Source organism: Pseudomonas sp. 2725, assembly GCF_050434585.1.
GTDB classification, from domain to species: domain Bacteria; phylum Pseudomonadota; class Gammaproteobacteria; order Pseudomonadales; family Pseudomonadaceae; genus Aquipseudomonas; species Aquipseudomonas jessenii.
Map to the genome: position 1 here is coordinate 779,931 of NZ_JBNDIV010000002.1, position 15,805 is coordinate 795,735.

The 15,805-nt window shown below is 62.3% G+C and carries 11 protein-coding genes; 1 reads left to right on the forward strand and 10 read right to left on the reverse strand.

Annotation, left to right across the window (positions count from 1 at the left end; all coding sequences use genetic code 11):
- Positions 1–98 precede the first annotated feature (98 nt).
- The 5 genes from ABIE16_RS07780 to ABIE16_RS07800 all read right to left on the reverse strand — a co-directional run bounded on the left by ABIE16_RS07780 (position 99) and on the right by ABIE16_RS07800 (position 8,429).
- Positions 99–2,054: a DUF1302 domain-containing protein gene (locus ABIE16_RS07780; protein ID WP_349733787.1), complete on the reverse strand. Its 1,956-nt coding sequence runs from the start codon at positions 2,052–2,054 to the stop codon at positions 99–101.
- Between the two features lie 60 nt (positions 2,055–2,114).
- The gene (locus tag ABIE16_RS07785; protein ID WP_429520820.1) at positions 2,115–3,404 is read right to left on the reverse strand and encodes a phospholipase; all 1,290 of its coding nucleotides are present in this window, start codon (positions 3,402–3,404) and stop codon (positions 2,115–2,117) included.
- A gap of 239 nt (positions 3,405–3,643) precedes the next feature.
- Positions 3,644–5,212, reverse strand: a complete 1,569-nt coding sequence (locus ABIE16_RS07790) for an FGGY-family carbohydrate kinase (RefSeq protein WP_349733791.1) — start codon at positions 5,210–5,212, stop codon at positions 3,644–3,646.
- A gap of 20 nt (positions 5,213–5,232) precedes the next feature.
- Positions 5,233–6,828, reverse strand: a complete 1,596-nt coding sequence (locus ABIE16_RS07795; protein ID WP_429520821.1) for a glycerol-3-phosphate dehydrogenase/oxidase — start codon at positions 6,826–6,828, stop codon at positions 5,233–5,235.
- Positions 6,829–6,833: 5 nt separating this feature from the next.
- Positions 6,834–8,429 (reverse strand): FAD-binding oxidoreductase, encoded by a 1,596-nt coding sequence (locus tag ABIE16_RS07800; RefSeq protein WP_429520822.1) that lies wholly within the window; start codon positions 8,427–8,429, stop codon positions 6,834–6,836.
- Positions 8,430–8,639: 210 nt separating this feature from the next.
- On the opposite strand from ABIE16_RS07800, the gene ABIE16_RS07805 reads away from it, so the two are divergent.
- The gene (locus ABIE16_RS07805) at positions 8,640–9,668 is read left to right on the forward strand and encodes an AraC family transcriptional regulator (protein WP_057716506.1); all 1,029 of its coding nucleotides are present in this window, start codon (positions 8,640–8,642) and stop codon (positions 9,666–9,668) included.
- Between the two features lie 26 nt (positions 9,669–9,694).
- Here the strand turns inward: ABIE16_RS07805 and ABIE16_RS07810 are convergent, their stop codons facing one another.
- The 5 genes from ABIE16_RS07810 to ABIE16_RS07830 form a co-directional block, all read right to left on the reverse strand.
- The gene (locus ABIE16_RS07810; protein WP_154910464.1) at positions 9,695–10,063 is read right to left on the reverse strand and encodes a glyoxalase superfamily protein; all 369 of its coding nucleotides are present in this window, start codon (positions 10,061–10,063) and stop codon (positions 9,695–9,697) included.
- Between the two features lie 215 nt (positions 10,064–10,278).
- Positions 10,279–11,736 (reverse strand): D-aminoacylase, encoded by a 1,458-nt coding sequence (locus ABIE16_RS07815; protein WP_429520823.1) that lies wholly within the window; start codon positions 11,734–11,736, stop codon positions 10,279–10,281.
- A 1-nt stretch (position 11,737) separates the two neighbouring features.
- Positions 11,738–12,598: a MurR/RpiR family transcriptional regulator gene (locus tag ABIE16_RS07820; protein WP_218494849.1), complete on the reverse strand. Its 861-nt coding sequence runs from the start codon at positions 12,596–12,598 to the stop codon at positions 11,738–11,740.
- Between the two features lie 14 nt (positions 12,599–12,612).
- Entirely contained in the window at positions 12,613–13,962 is a 1,350-nt protein-coding gene (locus tag ABIE16_RS07825) for a gluconate:H+ symporter (protein WP_008047545.1), read from the reverse strand.
- Between the two features lie 185 nt (positions 13,963–14,147).
- Entirely contained in the window at positions 14,148–15,593 is a 1,446-nt protein-coding gene (locus ABIE16_RS07830) for a SulP family inorganic anion transporter (protein WP_057716510.1), read from the reverse strand.
- Between the last annotated feature and the right edge of the window lie 212 nt (positions 15,594–15,805).

A 15,805-nucleotide genomic window follows, 5' to 3' on the forward strand; every position in this document is an offset into this window, starting at 1 on the left:
GCTTGCTCGCGAAGAGGGCGGCACATCCAGCACAGATGTCGCCTGATACACCGCTTTCGCGAGCAAGCCCGCTCCCACAATGGGTCTGCGTGTAGCAATCAAAGGAAGTACTTGAGGTTGAAGCCGACGTTGTCGCGGTCACGCAGGCCGTTGTCCTGCCCACCGCCGTAGAACTCGGTGTATTGCAGCTCGGCCTCCAGCTTGTTCTGGTAGTTGGCCTTGATCCCCAGGGTGTAGGCCTTGCGGCCCTCGATGATGTTGCCCGCCTGGTAGCTGTTGCCCTTGAAGTCATCCTTGTAGACGACATAAGGCGAGACGTTGACCCCGGCATACACGTCGTTCCAGGTGCCGTTGAGCATCGCGGTGTAGCTGTAGGAGTTGCGGTTGACCTGATCGCTGCGTTCGCCGCCGGACACATAGGAAAAGTTACCGGTGCCAGCGTAGTAACGGGTACTGCCGTCATAAGCGGTGTATTGCAGGCTGCTGCCACGCAGGTGCTCGGACGCCAGCTCGAATACGCCGAACATCGAGTCGAATGACAGGCTCGGGCCAAAGTTGTAAATGGTGCCCATGGACGCGTTGAACGCTTCCACCCGCTCGGCGTTATTGATCTGGCTGTCGAGCGTGACCTGCTGCCCGCCGATGTTGATGGTCTGGCCGCCTGCCGCTGCGGCGGCGCCGTTGGCCAGGTCGCCGATCAGGTCGTTGGTGGCGGCGACCCCGATGGGCAGGTTCGGCCGATAGGCCACTTCACCGAAAACCGACGCCTGGCCCAGGGTGGTGTTGAAACTGAAGCCGTACATGCGGATGTCTTCGGCGTAGCGCCGATGCGCCTGAATATTGCCCAGCACATCCATGGTCGCCAGGCCGTTGGCCAGTTGCCCCGCCTGGCTGCCGGCAACACCGGCCAACAGGTTGGTCAGGGCGTTCATGTCGATGCCCTTGTACCCACCCAGATCGGCGGAAATGGTCGGTTCCTTGGCGTGGTAGTTGACCATGTACAACCCGAACTCGGTGCTGTTGAGCTCTTCTACGATGTAGCGAAAAGCGAAACCGAACTGGCCGTCGTTGCGCGCGTTGTAATCCTTGCCGACCGAGGCCACTTTGACGGTGTTGCCAAAGGCCGGGGTGACCCCGTTGGCGTACAGGCCGGTGGTGCTCAGGGCCTGGCTGAGCAGCGGGTTGTTGCCCAGCGCGCTGTACAGATCGATCACGTTGCCGAAGCCAGGCACCGGGGTGTCCAGGGCGGTACCGGTAAAGTTGTTGTAGGCGGTGTTGCCGCCGTCGGCGAACAGGTCCGTCTGCGAGTAGAACGTGCCGACCGGGTCGATGCGGGTTTCCTTCCAGTTCGTCTGGTAAAAGCTTTCCATGGTCAGGCTGTCGGTCAGGCCGATGTTGAAGCTCAGCGCTTCCACCGGCACCAGCACTTCCTTGACTTCGGCCCCGGGCAAACGGTATTTGGCCGCGTCCACCGGGTTGGTGGTGTTGACCCCGCCACGGTAGAAAATCCCCTCACCCCAGTTGAACACCTGGCGCCCGACACGGGCCGTGACTGGCATCTGCGCAACGTCCCAGTTGCCATATAGGTAGGCATCGAGCATCTCCACCCGGCTGCCGGCGATATCGCGGGTCTGGTCAGTAAAGTGGTCGTCCTGCGGGAAACTCTGACTGGGTTGCGACGGGTTGTTGTTACGGTAGTAATCGTTGCGCTTGTCCATCAATTGGGTGTCATAGAACGCGGTGCCGCGCACGAACATCCCGTAGTTCTGATAGTTGGCCTCGAGCTCCGAGGTGATCTTGTACACCTCGGAAACCAGCCCGGTGTCGAAGTTGCGATTGCCGTCGTTGGTGTTGACGTCGTCGTTGTTTTTGTCCCGGCCCTGGACCCGCCACAAGCGGCCATAGGACAAGGTACTGTCGAATGAACCGGTGATCTGGTTGTCCAGCACGCTGAACTCCTTGGCCTGCACGCCGTCGACCGCGCACAGTTGCAGCAGCCCTGCCAGGCCCACGCCGGGAAGCGCCGCGCCAGACAGGCGAAATCGAGTGCTCATGATCCGTTCCTCTTTCCCTGGTTTTATTGTTTTTGTGTTCTGAAAATGTGGCTGCGATGGCTATGGCGCCAATCCCGCACGGGCGTAAATCCGGCTGTGGGCGCCGAAATTTCCCAGCAGTTTGAATAGCTGCCGGTTGAGTGCCGGATGGTCGAAGTCTTCGCGCTGCAGCTGATTAGCGCTGCTGAAATCGCTGGTGATCGGTGCCGTGTCCAACCACTGGCCGATGGCTTCATCAAACGCCGCGGATTCGTCGACGGACTCGGCACTCACCACTTCACGCAGGTAGTCCACCGAGTACGGCGGATAACGGCCGTCCTGTGCAGAGTCGGTATAAGCGTCGAGCATCGGGTGTGCATGGCCGGCGCGCAGCAGGCGACGAAGCCAGGTCGACTGATACTTCTCCACTTCCATGTGTCGGGTGGCGACCCGTTCGATGGCGGCATGTTTGTCCGCATCGAAGCCGGCCAGGGCCTTGCCTTCCAGCACCAGCAGGCTCGCCAGTTCGACACCGGGCAGCGGCTTGGCGTGATAAGGCTGGGTCAGATCCTGAACGTGGTGCAGGCCCCAACCGAGAAATCGATAGCCCCAATAAGAATGGCCAGTGGCAAACGCCAGTCGCGCCAAACCCATGTACTGGTAGGCGCGCCAGTCCGGCCAGCTGCGCTGAAGAAACCCGGCAGCGGCGTACACCACCGGGCTTTCATGGAAGAAGCCCATATGGAACGGCGCCTGGGAGCTGTACTGAAACCGGGCGTCGCCGAAAGGCTGCGGGCCGAAGCCGTACAACGCGCCGACTTCGCCGGGGTTGTCACTGAACAGGTTGATGTCGTGGCCGTAATCCGGCTCATCGGCGGCGCTGGCCAACACGGCCAGGGGCGCGACTTGTTCGTGGTCCGCGACAACGATGAAGCGCTGGCGATTCCACGGTGAAAGCGTCTGTTGCACCATGACTTGTTCGGCCTTGAGGTGTTCACGCTCGGGCAGATCCTTGCCCGGCATCGGCTGGATGACCATCGCCAGATGAATCCCGGGGTTGATGCGCAGTGCGGTGAGGAAGTCGTGGCGCAGATTGTCCCCAGGCACGACGGGCAATCGCAGGTTGTCGGGGCGCGGCGGGTATTGGGCGAAGTGCTCGCGGGCGAAGCGCTCCTGCTCATCGAGCAGCGCACTCACGGCCTGGTATTGCTGCGAAAGAAACTGTTCCAGCGGCTCGACTTCGACCTGCGGTGCATCACGCAAGGCCGGCAAATCCTGCAACGCCAGGTAGCTGCCCACCGTATGGTTCGACCAGCCCCAGGCTGTGGGGGCCGTTGCACAAAGCAGCAACAGGAGGAATGTCAGCTTCATTGCTTGGTTCTTATTGGATGTGCTGTGGGGGTTGAGCCTAACAACCGACCCTGCCCCTGACACTGTCCAATCTCACCAGAAAAGGTCTCCGATAGCGCCACATGAGGTGACATGAAATCACCCCCGGACATTGTAGGAGTGAGCCTGCTCGCGATAGCGGTGGGTCAGCCAACAGTTACTTTGACTGACACACCGCTATCGCGAGCAAGCTCGCTCCCACAGGGTTCCCGGGTGTTTTCCTAAGCGGGGTAACCGGTAATTTTGCGGATGCTCTGGTACAGCGGCTTGAGCTGTCGATACATGCGCAGGTAGACCTCTTTGTACAGTCGCTCATAGATCTGCTGCGCCTCGGGTTGCGGCATGAATACCGCACCGACCCGGGTCATGGCGGCCATCGCCGTGGGGAAATCCGCGTGCAGCCCCAGCCCCACCGCGCAGCAAATGGCCGCGCCCAGGCCGGACGCTTCATAGACATGCGGACGCTCGGCCGGCAGGCCGAAAATGTTCGCCGTAAGTTGCATCGCGGCATCACTCTGGGAGCCACCTCCGGCGACGCGCAAGCGCGTGATGGAGACCCTCGAACGTTTCTCGATCTTCTCCATGCCCTGACGCAAGGCATACGCCAGACCTTCGAGGATCGCCCGGTAAATGTGTGCGCGGGTATGCACGTCGCCGAAGCCGATCATCGCGCCCTTGGCTTCGACACCCGGCTCGCGGATACCGGGCGACCAGTAGGGTTGCAGCATCAACCCCATGGAGCCCGGCGGCACGGCGTCGACCAGCGCATCGAAGAGTTGCTCGGGCTCCACACCCTGGGCTTTGGCCTGCTGCATTTCCCGCAGACCGAACTCGTTCTTGAACCAGCTGACCATCCAGTAGCCGCGATAAATCATCACCTCGCAGTTGTATTGATCCGGTACCGCAGACGGGTAAGGCGGAATCAACGGAACGATTTCCAGGTAGCGCGACCGGGTGCTGGTGATCGTCGCCGTGGTGCCGTAGGAAAGGCACACGGTGCCTGGGTCGACGACGCCGGAACCCACGACTTCGCAGGCCTTGTCGGCACCTGCGGCGATCAGCGGCAGCCCCTCGGGAATGCCGGTGTGGCGGCTGGCCTCGGCGCTGATGTAGCCGAGGGTTTCACCGGGCTTGTGCAGGCTCGGAAGTTGTTCGGGACGCACCGCCAGCGCCTGCCATTTCCAGTCGGCGGGGGCGGCCCAGCGCAAGCGCTTGAAGTCGAACGGCAGGTAACCGACGCAACAGCCCACCGAATCGACAAAGCGCCCACACAGGCGATGGGTGAGAAACCCCGAGAGCAGCAAAAACTTGTCGGTCGCCGCCCAGACCTCAGGCTGGTGGCGGGCGATCCAGTTGGCCTCGGCCTGGGCGCGAAAGTAGTCCACTGTGGCTTGCGCGCCGACCAGTTTGAACAGCCAGCCCCACGGTCCCTTGATGCCGCCCTTGACTTCGGCCTGGCGTTGATCGAGCCACAGGATCGCCGGGCGCAGCGCCTTGCCCTGGGCATCGACGTTGATCACCGTGCCGCGCTGGGTGGTCAGGGATACACCGGCGATCTGTGAGCGATCGATGCCGGTTTGCTGCCACAACTGCTGGCAGGCCTCACCCAGTTTTGCCCAGTAATACTCCGGGTCCTGTTCGGCCCAGCCGGGTTGAGTCGAATAATAGGCCTGCAACTCGACCTTGCCTTTGCCCAGCAGATTGCCCTGCAGGTCGAAGAGCAGCGCGCGCACGCTCTGGGTGCCATTGTCGATGGCCAACAGGTAACGCTTGTTCGGGTGGTTATCCATGGAGCTCTCTTCAATGGGCATCAATGCGCGGCATCCGGCAAACCATGATGGCGTTGCCACAACGCCCGATAACGCTGTAATTCCTGCTGCCAATGCTCATCGTCCCAACCCAGTCGCGGTTGGCAGAGTTGGCGAATGGCAGCGAAGTAATCCTCGCCACCGCGCGGCAGCAACAGGCCCAGGCGGGTTCGGCGCAGCAACAGGTCATCCAGGTGCAAGACCATTTCCCCATCGCAGGCAACGGCCAGCTCCGCCCACAAGGTGTCAGTGCCGCCGACGGTGTCGTGGCCGAGTTCCGCGATCAGTTGCGCCAGCCTCGGCAGGTCACGGCCATGCCGCCCGGCCAGTCGTCGCCACTGGCTGACGCTGAGCCCAGGGATCGCCAGCGGCGGCACGACGGCAAACACCGGTGCGGCGTCATCAACGAACGGACGATCGAGCATGGTTGCGCAGGCCTTGAGTACTTCAATCGCCTGCGGGCGAAAGGTGGTCAGCTTGCCGCCGGCCAGGGTCACGCAACCAGGCTCCTGCCACAGCACATGCTCACGGGTTTCATTCGACGGCTTGTCTTGATGCTCACCCGCCGCACTGCCCACCACCGGGCGCACGCCCGACCAGGTCGACAGCACATCGGCGGCGACCACCTCGGCCTGGGGGAACTGTTGGCTGCAGGCCGCCAGCAGATAGTCGAGCTCATCAAAGCTGATGCTCGCGCTCTGGTCCAGATCGCCGTGATGATCGAGGTCCGTGGTGCCGACCACCGTGGCACCCTCCCAAGGGAAAACGAACACCGGTCGACGGTCGCGCTCGTGCAGAAAGGTGAAGGCTTGCGCCACTGGCAGGCGCCAGCCCGGCAACAGCAAATGACTGCCACGCAACGGCCGCAACTGGCGAGGGGCATCGGGCAGGCGCAAGCGCTCGGCCCACGCGCCGGTGGCCACGGCCAGCGCACCACAACGCAATGTCAGTAACCCGCCCCCTTCGCAGTCTTCGACCTGAACCCCGCAAACGCGCCCCTCTTCACGCAGCAATTGCTGTACGCGCACGCCGTTGAGCACCACGGCGCCATCGGCCCGGGCCTCGCCCAATACACGCATCACCAGACGGGCATCATCGGTCAGCGCATCGACAAAACAGGTGCCGCCCAGCAGGTCATCTTCCTTCACCCCGGGCGCCAGATAACGCAGTTGTTGCGCGTCATGGAAGTGATGGCTGCGTCGCCCGGCCAATGCGTCATAGATGGACAGCAAACCACCCAGCACCCGCGGTCCGGGAAAACCGCCACGGTAATGCGGCATCATGAAACTCATCGGCTCCACCAGCCCCGGCGCCTCGTCGAGCAGGCGCTGGCGTTCGCGGACTGAGTCGCGGGTCAGGCGCCACTGGCCCTTGGCGATGTAGCGCAAGCCGCCATGGACCATTTTCGAGGAGCGGCTGGAGGTGCCCCAGGCGAAATCGCGCTGCTCCAACAGCAGGCAACGCCACTCTCGGCGCGCGGCTTCGCGCAGGATACCGGCGCCGCTGATGCCGCCACCGATGACGATCAGGTCCCAGGTTTCATCCGCCAGCGTCGGCAGCACTCGCTGTCGCCACGCCGCGTTCCAGTCCAGGCTCATGGCCGTCACTCCTGCAACAGCGTGCCAGGGTTCAGTCGCCCGGCCGGATCAAAGTGCCGACTCAGTGCCTGCAGGGTGTCCATCGCCAGCGCGCCCTTCTCCCGCCGCAGGTACGGCGCGTGGTCCTTGCCCACGCCATGCTGGTGACTGATGGTGCCGTGGTTGTCGACGATGGTCTGGCTGGCCGCCTGCTTGAGCGCCTGCCAGCGCGCCAGGGTGGCGGGGTAGTCGGCCGCCGGGCGAAACACATAGGTGGTGTAGATGCTCGATCCTTCGCCATAGACATGGGAAAGGTGGGTGAAGACATGCACCCGCTCGCCTTCGGCAGCCAAGGCGTCGCGCAGGCTGTTTTCGATCAGCGTGAGCAGGTTATCGACGTTGCTCCAGTCAGTGGCGGTTTCCAGGGTGTCCACCACGTAACCGGCGCTCCACAGGTTTTCCCGCAGGTAGGGAAAACGAAAACGGTTCTGCGCCCACTTCTTGCCGAGCAAGGTGCCGGTAAACACCCCGCCGAACGCCTTGAGGTGCTGCCGGGCCTGACGCAGGGACAGCGCATTTTGTCGACGATTGCCGGTAACACCGAACGTCAGCAGGCATTTGCCCGCACCGGCGCCGCGCAGGGCCAGGTACTTTTCCAGCCAGGCGATCTGCTGCGGGTGACCGGCCAGCGCCAGCTGGGTTTCGGTTTCCACCGCGTTGGACAGACGCAGCATCGACAGCGGTACCCGCGCCTGGGCCAACTGGCGGATGGCTTGCAGCGCCTTGGGCCAATCGGGCAGAAACACACCATAGAAACGCTCATCGGCGGGCAGAGCACTGACCCGTACCTTCACCTCGGAAATGATCCCGAAGCGGCCCTCACAGCCCAACACCACCTCGCGCAGATCGGGCCCGGCCGCCGAGGCCGGAAAGGAGGGAATGTCCAAAGGTCCGGCAAAGGTTTCCAGGGTCCCGCCGGCGAACAGTTGCTCGATCCGCCCATAGCGCAGCGACTGCTGGCCACTGGAGCGGCTGGCGACCCAACCACCCAGGGTCGACAGCTCCCACGACTGCGGGAAGTGCCCCAGGGTGTAACCATGGGCGCGCAACTGACTTTCCACCTGCGGTCCGCTGGTGCCAGGGCCGAAGGTGGCCATCAGGCTCTGTTCGTCGAGGTCCAGCAGGCGATTCATGCGGGCCAGGGAAACCGTCACCACCGGCCGTGCGGAACTCGGCGGGTTGATGTGACCGGCCACCGAGGTGCCGCCGCCATAAGGAATCAGGCACAGGTCCTGTTCATGGGCGAGCAACAATAACCGGCGAATCTGTTCAGCGTTCACGGGATAGGCCACGGCGTCGGGATAATTCCCCAACGCGCCTTCACGCAACGCCAGCCAGTCCGGCAGGCTCTGCCCTCGCGCATGCAGCAAACGATCATGGGCATCCACGCTGTACAGGAAGTGTTGCTGCAACCGCGACGGGGGCACGCGGGCCAATGCTGTCTCAAGCGTCGCATCGGGCAGCGCTCGACCGTCTCCCACCCGCTGGGCGAGAAAACTCGCGCCCTGGGCCGGCAGTTCGACCACCGTGGTTGCATCTCCCCAGCCGTTCCAGCGTCGCATGCGTGTGTCCTTTTGCGGTTCTGATCAGTGATATTTCAGGCCCCCATACTAGTCAGCCGCCGAAAAGTGTCACGGTCGCATCCGGCCAGTTCGAGTAGCCAATTGAGTCAAACGTCGCGCAGGCGTCAGCCATTTACTTTAGCCGTGGTTTCAAATTACCTTTCAGGGCATTCATCCGCGCACGCGGGCCTTGATCAAAGGAATACGATCATGCAATCCCTGGGCTTCACTTCAGTTCCGCCGCTGCTCAAATACCTGCGTCATGCCGAACAACTGGGCATGGCCATCGAGCCTGCGTTGGCGGCTGCCGGGTTGCAGGCACAGCAGTTGAGTGACAACAGCCTGCGGTTGCCAGGTGAAGCCCATGAACGGCTGCTCGACTATTTCTGCGAACACTCGGGCGATGCGTTGTTCGGTCTCAACGCCGCGCGTTTTGTGTTGCCCAACTCCTGGAGCGTGCTGGGTTACATCACCATGAACTGCGCGACACTGGGCGACGCCATGAGCCGCATCATGCCGTTCGAGAAGCTGGTGGGAGACATGGGCGTCAGCCGCGCCGAGGTGCAGGGCAGCGACGTGCACCTGATCTGGACATGCCGCCATCAACGCCCGCGAATTCGCCGACACCTGGTGGAAAACGTGCTCGGTTCCTGGCTGCAATACGCGCGCTGGATCGCCGACACGCAAATGTCACCGGCTGCCGTCTGGCTGGAACATGCCTGTCCGGCCGACACGACGCTGGCACAGTACGAGCAGTTCTTCGACTGTCCGGTACTGTTCGACCAGCCTTATTCGGCGCTGATTGTCCCATTGCCGTATTTGCAGTTGCCATTGCGACAGGCCGATGCGCAATTGCTGCGCACCCTGGAAGAACATGCCCAGGGGTTGATGGCCACACTGGAGGACGCTTCGCTGGAACAGCGGGTCAAAAGCATCCTGCGAAAATTGCTCAAGGAAGGTCTGCCGCGCAAGGAGCAGGTGGCCGAGCATCTCGCGGTGTCAGTGCGCACGCTGCAACGCCAACTGCATCAGGCCGGTACGTCGTACCAGCAGATCCTCGATGACCTGCGCCAGGAACTGGCCGAGCATTACCTGCTCAACAGCACCCTGCCGATCCAGGACATCGCCCAGTACCTGGGTTTCACCGAACCCCGCTCGTTTCACCGCACGTTCAAAAGCCGACGCGGGATGCCGCCCGGCGAGTTTCGCCAAACCCACCGGGTGCCGAACGAAGGCTGAAGGCTTAAACCTGAGGAGCTGAAGGCTCAGAGGCTGATCGCGTTGGTGAACACCAACCGATTGCCGAACGGGTCGGCGATGGTCATGTCCTGGCTGCCCCAGGGCATGGCCTGAATCTGCGGATGGGAAAACCTGTATTGCTTGGCCAACAGTTGCTGCTGAAACTTCTCCAGCTCATCCGTCTCGATCCGCAGCGCAGACCCCGGTGTGCTGTCGCCATGGTGTTCGGACAAGTGCAGCACACATTCGCCACGGGAGATTTGCAGGTACAGCGGGTAATTCGCTTCGAATCGATGCTGCCAGTCGATCTTGAACCCCAGGAAATCGACGTAGAACTCCACTGCCTTGGCTTCGTCGAAAATACGCAGGATCGGAGTTGTTTTGCCGAAGCTCATCGGGTTGCTCCCTGTAGGAGCGAGCCTGCTCGCGATGGTCGTTAACGATAACGCGTTTTGACTGGCTAAACGCGGCGCCTTTGACTCCATCGCGAGCAGGCTCGCTCCTACATGATTGAACAGCGTTAGGTTGTCGGGTTTGATAACAGTCCTTCGGCGCGGAAATGCCATTCTTTAGTTTCAAAGTGCCATCACTGTGACGCAGTCCTCGAAACTCACTGAAAACCCGTGCGCAAATCCCCTTCCCGGGCCAAAAACCGTCCTTCCCTGCGCCCGTTGGCCTGGCCATCACGGAAACTCAACACTCCGTTGATCCATACCCCTTCAATGCCCTCCGCCGCTCGCTGTGGGTCGTTGAAGTCGGCGACATCACGAATGGTCGCCGGGTCGAACAACACCAGGTCCGCCCAATGGCCTTCGCGTATTTCACCGCGCGCCTTCAAGCCGAAGCGCGCCGCCGACAGCCCGGTCATTTTGTGCACGGCGGTGTGCAGCGGGAACAGTCCCACGTCGCGGCTGAAATGTCCGAGCACCCGAGGGAATGCGCCCCACAAGCGTGGGTGCGGAAACGGATCTTCCGGCAAGCCGTCGGAGCCGACCATCGACAGCGGATGCGCGAGGATCCGACGGACATCCGCCTCATCCATTCCGTAGTACACCGCACCGGCCGGTTGCAGTTGGCGAGCGGCCTCCAGCAACGGCAGATTCCATTCGGCGGCGATGTCCATCAGGTCGCGGCCGCCCATCTGCGGATGCGGGGTCGACCAGGTGATGGTGATGCGGTGGGCATCGGTCACCTGCTTGAGGTCCAGGGTCGAAGAGCTCGCGGCGTAGGGATAACAGTCGCACCCCACCGGGTGGGTCTTCGCTGCCTCTTCGAGGGACGCCAGCAGCTGTGGACTACGCCCCCAGTTACCGGCGCCGGCGCATTTGAGGTGAGAGATGATCACTGGGCTTTGCGCATGGCGACCGATACGGTACGCCTCGTCCATGGCCTCCAGCACCGGTTCGAATTCGCTGCGCAAATGGGTGGTATAGACCGCCCCGAACGCGGTCAATTCTTCGGTCAGTTGCATCACTTCATCGGTCGATGCCGAGAAGGCGCTGGCATAGGCAAGGCCGGTGGACAGGCCCAGGGCGCCGGCCTCGAGGCTTTCGCGCAGTTGCTCGCGCATGGCGCTGATTTCATCGGCCGTGGCGGTGCGTAACAGGTCGTCCAGATGATTGCTGCGCAACGCCGTATGACCGACCAGCGCGGCAACGTTCAACGTGGTGTTCGCCGCTTCGACGGCCACGCGGTAGTCGCGGAAGGTCGGATAAACGAACGCAGCGGCAGTGCCCAGCAGGTTCATCGGGTCCGGCGGATCGCCGCGCAAGCTCACTGGCGAGGCACTGATCCCGCAGTTGCCGACGATGACCGTGGTCACGCCCTGGCTGAGCTTGGGCAGCATCTGCGGCTGACGAATCACCACGGTGTCGTCATGGGTGTGCACGTCGATGAAACCCGGCGCCAGCACATGGCCTTGCGCGTCGATTTCCTCGCTGGCACGGGCATCGCGCAAGTCGCCGATACGCTCGATGCGCCCGTTGAAAATGGCCACGTCGGCGGAGTAACCGGGGCTGTTGCTGCCGTCGATGATCAGGGCGTTGCGAATCAGCGTGTCGTACTGCATGTCAGTCTCCCAGCGGCAAGTGATCGTCGCCGCCGCGGTATTCGTCCAGGGCGAGTTTGATCCGCCGCAGACGTTCTTGATTGTCTTCAGGATTGGCCAGGGCCAGCTCGGTGGCGAGCACATCGATGGCCAGCAGCATGCCGTAGCGCGCTGCCGTGGGTTTGTAGATGAACGAGGTTTCGGCGCTTTGCAGGGGCAGGACGATGTCGGCCAGTTGCGCCAGGGGCGAATCTGCCCGGGTGATGGCCAGAATGCCTGCGCCATAGTTGCGCGCCAGCTCCACCGTTTCAATCAGCTCCGGGGTGATCCCGGTCAGCGAGCAGACAATCACCACGTGTTCAGCGCTGAGGCTGGCGGCGGTGACGCGCATCATCACCGCATCGTGGCACACCGCAATCGGATAGCCGAGGCGCACCAGGCGCACTTGCAGTTCATCGCTGCACAGGGTCGAGCAGCCACCCATGCCGAAAGCGTGGATCATGCGCGCCTTGCCCAGCAGTTTCACCGCATCGGCGAAACGCGACTCATCGAACGCGGCCAGGTGCTGACGCAAGGTCGACTCGATGTCGCCCACGATCTGCCCGTAGAACGCCGACTGCTCGGGCGTGCCCGCCGGGTCGAGAAACCGGCTGCCGACGCCGCTGGCCTGGGCCAGTTGCAAGCGCAAGTCACGCAGGTCCTTGCAGCCGACCGTACGGGCGAACCGCGACAGCGTAGCGCTGCTGACCTCCGCCCGCAGCGCCAGCTCATCGAGACTGGCGGAGGCGGCAAATCCTACGTCGTCGAGCATCAGGCGGGCGATACGCCCTTCACCGGCGCTGAAGGAGTCCTGACGGGCGCGGATCTGGTAGAGGATGTCCATGCAAGTGGCTCCGGCTAAATCAGGTAAGAAAGGCCAACGGTCAGGCCGAAGGCGACGACCGAGATCAACGTCTCGAGCACGGTCCAGGTCTTGAAGGTCTGGGTCACTGTCATGTTGAAGTATTCCTTGATCAACCAGAAACCACCGTCGTTGACGTGGGAAAAGATAACCGACCCGGCGCCAGTCGCCAGCACCAGCAACTCCGGATGGGGATAACCCAGACCAATGGCCACTGGCGCGACCACGCCTGAAGCGGTGGTCATGGCCACAGTGGCAGAACCGGTGGCGATACGCATCAGCGCGGCAAACAGCCAGCCCATCAACAGCGGCGACAAATGAAATTCGTGGGCCAGGCCGACGATCTGGTCGGTGACGCCGGCGTCCACCAGAATCCGGTTCAAACCACCGCCGGCGCCTACCAGCAAGGTGATGCTCGCAGTCGGCGCCAGGCATTCGTTGGTGAACTTGAGGATCGATTCACGGTTGAAGCCCTGGGCCAGGCCGAGGGTCCAGAAACTCAACAAGGTGGCCAGCAACAGCGCGATCACCGAGTTGCCGATGAACAGCAGGAACTGATTGAAACCACTGCCCGGCGTAGAAATCAGATTGGCCCAGCCACCGATCAGCATCAGCACCACCGGCAACAGGATGGTCGCCATGGTGATGCCGAAACCCGGCAGGCTGTCGCGCGGCTCACGCTCCAGGAACTGGCGTTCCAGCGGGTTTTCCGCCGGCAACTGAATGCGCGGCACGATGAATTTGGCGTACAGGGGACCTGCGATGATCGCCGTCGGAATGCCGATCAGGATCGCGTACATCAACGTCTGCCCCACCGACGCCTGATACACCTGCACCGCCAACATCGCCGCCGGGTGCGGCGGTACCAGCGCATGCACCACCGAAAGCCCGGCGACCATCGGCAAGCCGACCATCAGGATCGAGACGCCAACCCGCCGCGCCACGGTAAAGGCAATCGGTACCAGCAAGACGAAACCGACTTCGAAGAACAGCGGCAACCCCACCAGAAACGCGATGGTCACCATCGCCCAATGCGCGTTCTTCTCGCCGAAGCGGTCGATCAAGGTCCGCGCCACCTGCTCGGCGCCACCGGACTCGGCCATCATCTTGCCGAGCATGGTGCCCAACGCCACTACCAGCGCAATGTGCCCCAAGGTCTTGCCGACCCCGGCCTCGTACGCCCCCACCACACCGGACGGCGGCATGCCCGCCACCAGCGCCAGGCCGATGGAAATCAGGGTGATGACAATGAACGGGTTGAGCCGGTAACGGGCGATCAGAACGATCAGTGCAATGATGGCGATGGCGGCATACACCAGCAGCCAATAGCCGAAGGACAGGGTCATGCGGTACTCCTCGAGAGGGTCACGTCGAAATATTTGTGAAACTCTTAAAACATTTCGGAAGGTGATTTTCAAACGAGGTGAAAGTAATTTTCGTGCAGAGGTAAGGCGTGTCGCGCAGAGGTATGAGTTGTCGCAAATAATGAAAATCAGGCAGGCGGATTTTCATCGCGCCTGCCTGTTTGATTTCAGTCGTGCTGCATCCGGGCACGCTTGAGCAATTTCTTGCAACGCTCGGACAAATGCAGCACCCGCAGGTGCTTGCCGGCCTTGGTGTAGCGCTCGCGCAAGGTGCCCAGTGCAGCGATGGCCGAGTAGTCGACAAAGCTCAGGTGCTGACAATCAAGTGTCACTTGCGCCGGGTCATTGGCCGGATCGAACTGATTGAGGAAGGGTGTGGTCGAGGCGAAGAACAGCGTGCCATGCACCCGGTACAGCTTGCTGCCGTCGGTTTCCAGATGACTGTCGGCGTACAGCTGCCGGGCCTGCTGCCAGGCGAAATTGAGCGCCGCGATGATGATCCCGCAGAGCACTGCCATTGCCAGATCGGTGAAAACGGTAATCACCGTCACCGCGATGATCACCAGCACGTCGTTCAACGGCACCTTGTTCAGCACCCGCAACGAAGCCCAGGCGAAGGTCTGTTGCGACACCACGAACATCACCCCCACCAGCGCGGCCAGCGGAATGCGCTCGATCAGCGGCGACAGAAACAGGATGAACAGCAGGATCGACACCCCCGCCACCACCCCGGACAAACGCCCGCGACCGCCGGAGCTGAGGTTGATCACGGTCTGGCCGATCATGGCGCACCCGCCCATGCCGCCGAACGCACCGGACACCAGATTCGCCGCCCCCAGCGCCACGCACTCGCGATCCGGGTAACCACGACTTTCGGTGAATTCGTCGGTGAGGTTCAGGGTCAACAGGGTTTCCAGCAACCCGACCAGCGCCATCACGATCGCGTAGGGCGCGATGATGCGCAGGGTGTCCAGGTTCCACGCAATGTCCGGCAGCGCCAGCGTCGGCAAGCCACCGGCAATGTGCGCCATGTCGCCCAGGGTGCGGGTCGGCAGGCCAAGCAGATACACCGCCAGGCCCACGCCGAGAATCGCCACCAGCGCCGGTGGCACCGTACGGGTCAGGCGCGGCATCACATAGACAACGGCCATGGTCACCGCGACCAGCCCGAGCATCATGTACAGCGGCGTACCGCTCAACCAGGCCTCACCGTTCTTGAAGTGCTCCAGTTGCGCCAGGGCAATGACGATCGCCAGGCCGTTGACGAAACCGAGCATCACCGGGTACGGCACCATACGCACCAGCTTGCCGAGCTTGAGCAGCCCGAACGCGATCATGATCAACCCGCCCAGCAACACCGTGGCCAGCAGATACTGCACACCGTGTTGCACCACCAGCGCGACGATCACCACGGCCATCGAGCCTGCCGCGCCGGACACCATGCCCGGTCGCCCACCGAACAGCGCGGTCAGGGTGCAGATGATGAACGCGCCATAGAGCCCCATCAATGGATTGAGATGGGCCACCAGCGCGAAAGCGATGCACTCGGGCAACAGGGCGAAGGAAGTGGTGAGTCCGGCCAGAACATCGGCACGTAGACGTTTTGCTTTCATTGGGAACCGCACACAGGGAGAGACGAAAAAGAGTGTGCGGATGTTACGGAAATGCAGTCAGACCGACCAGTTGTTGTGCCTGCGCAAACGCCATCGCGAGCAAGCTCGCTCCCACAGGTTTTGTGTCATTCACGAAATGGGCGAACAACACAGTACCTGTGGGAGCGTGGCTTGCCCGCGAAGAACGATAACGCGGTCTGAAGCAAGCTCAG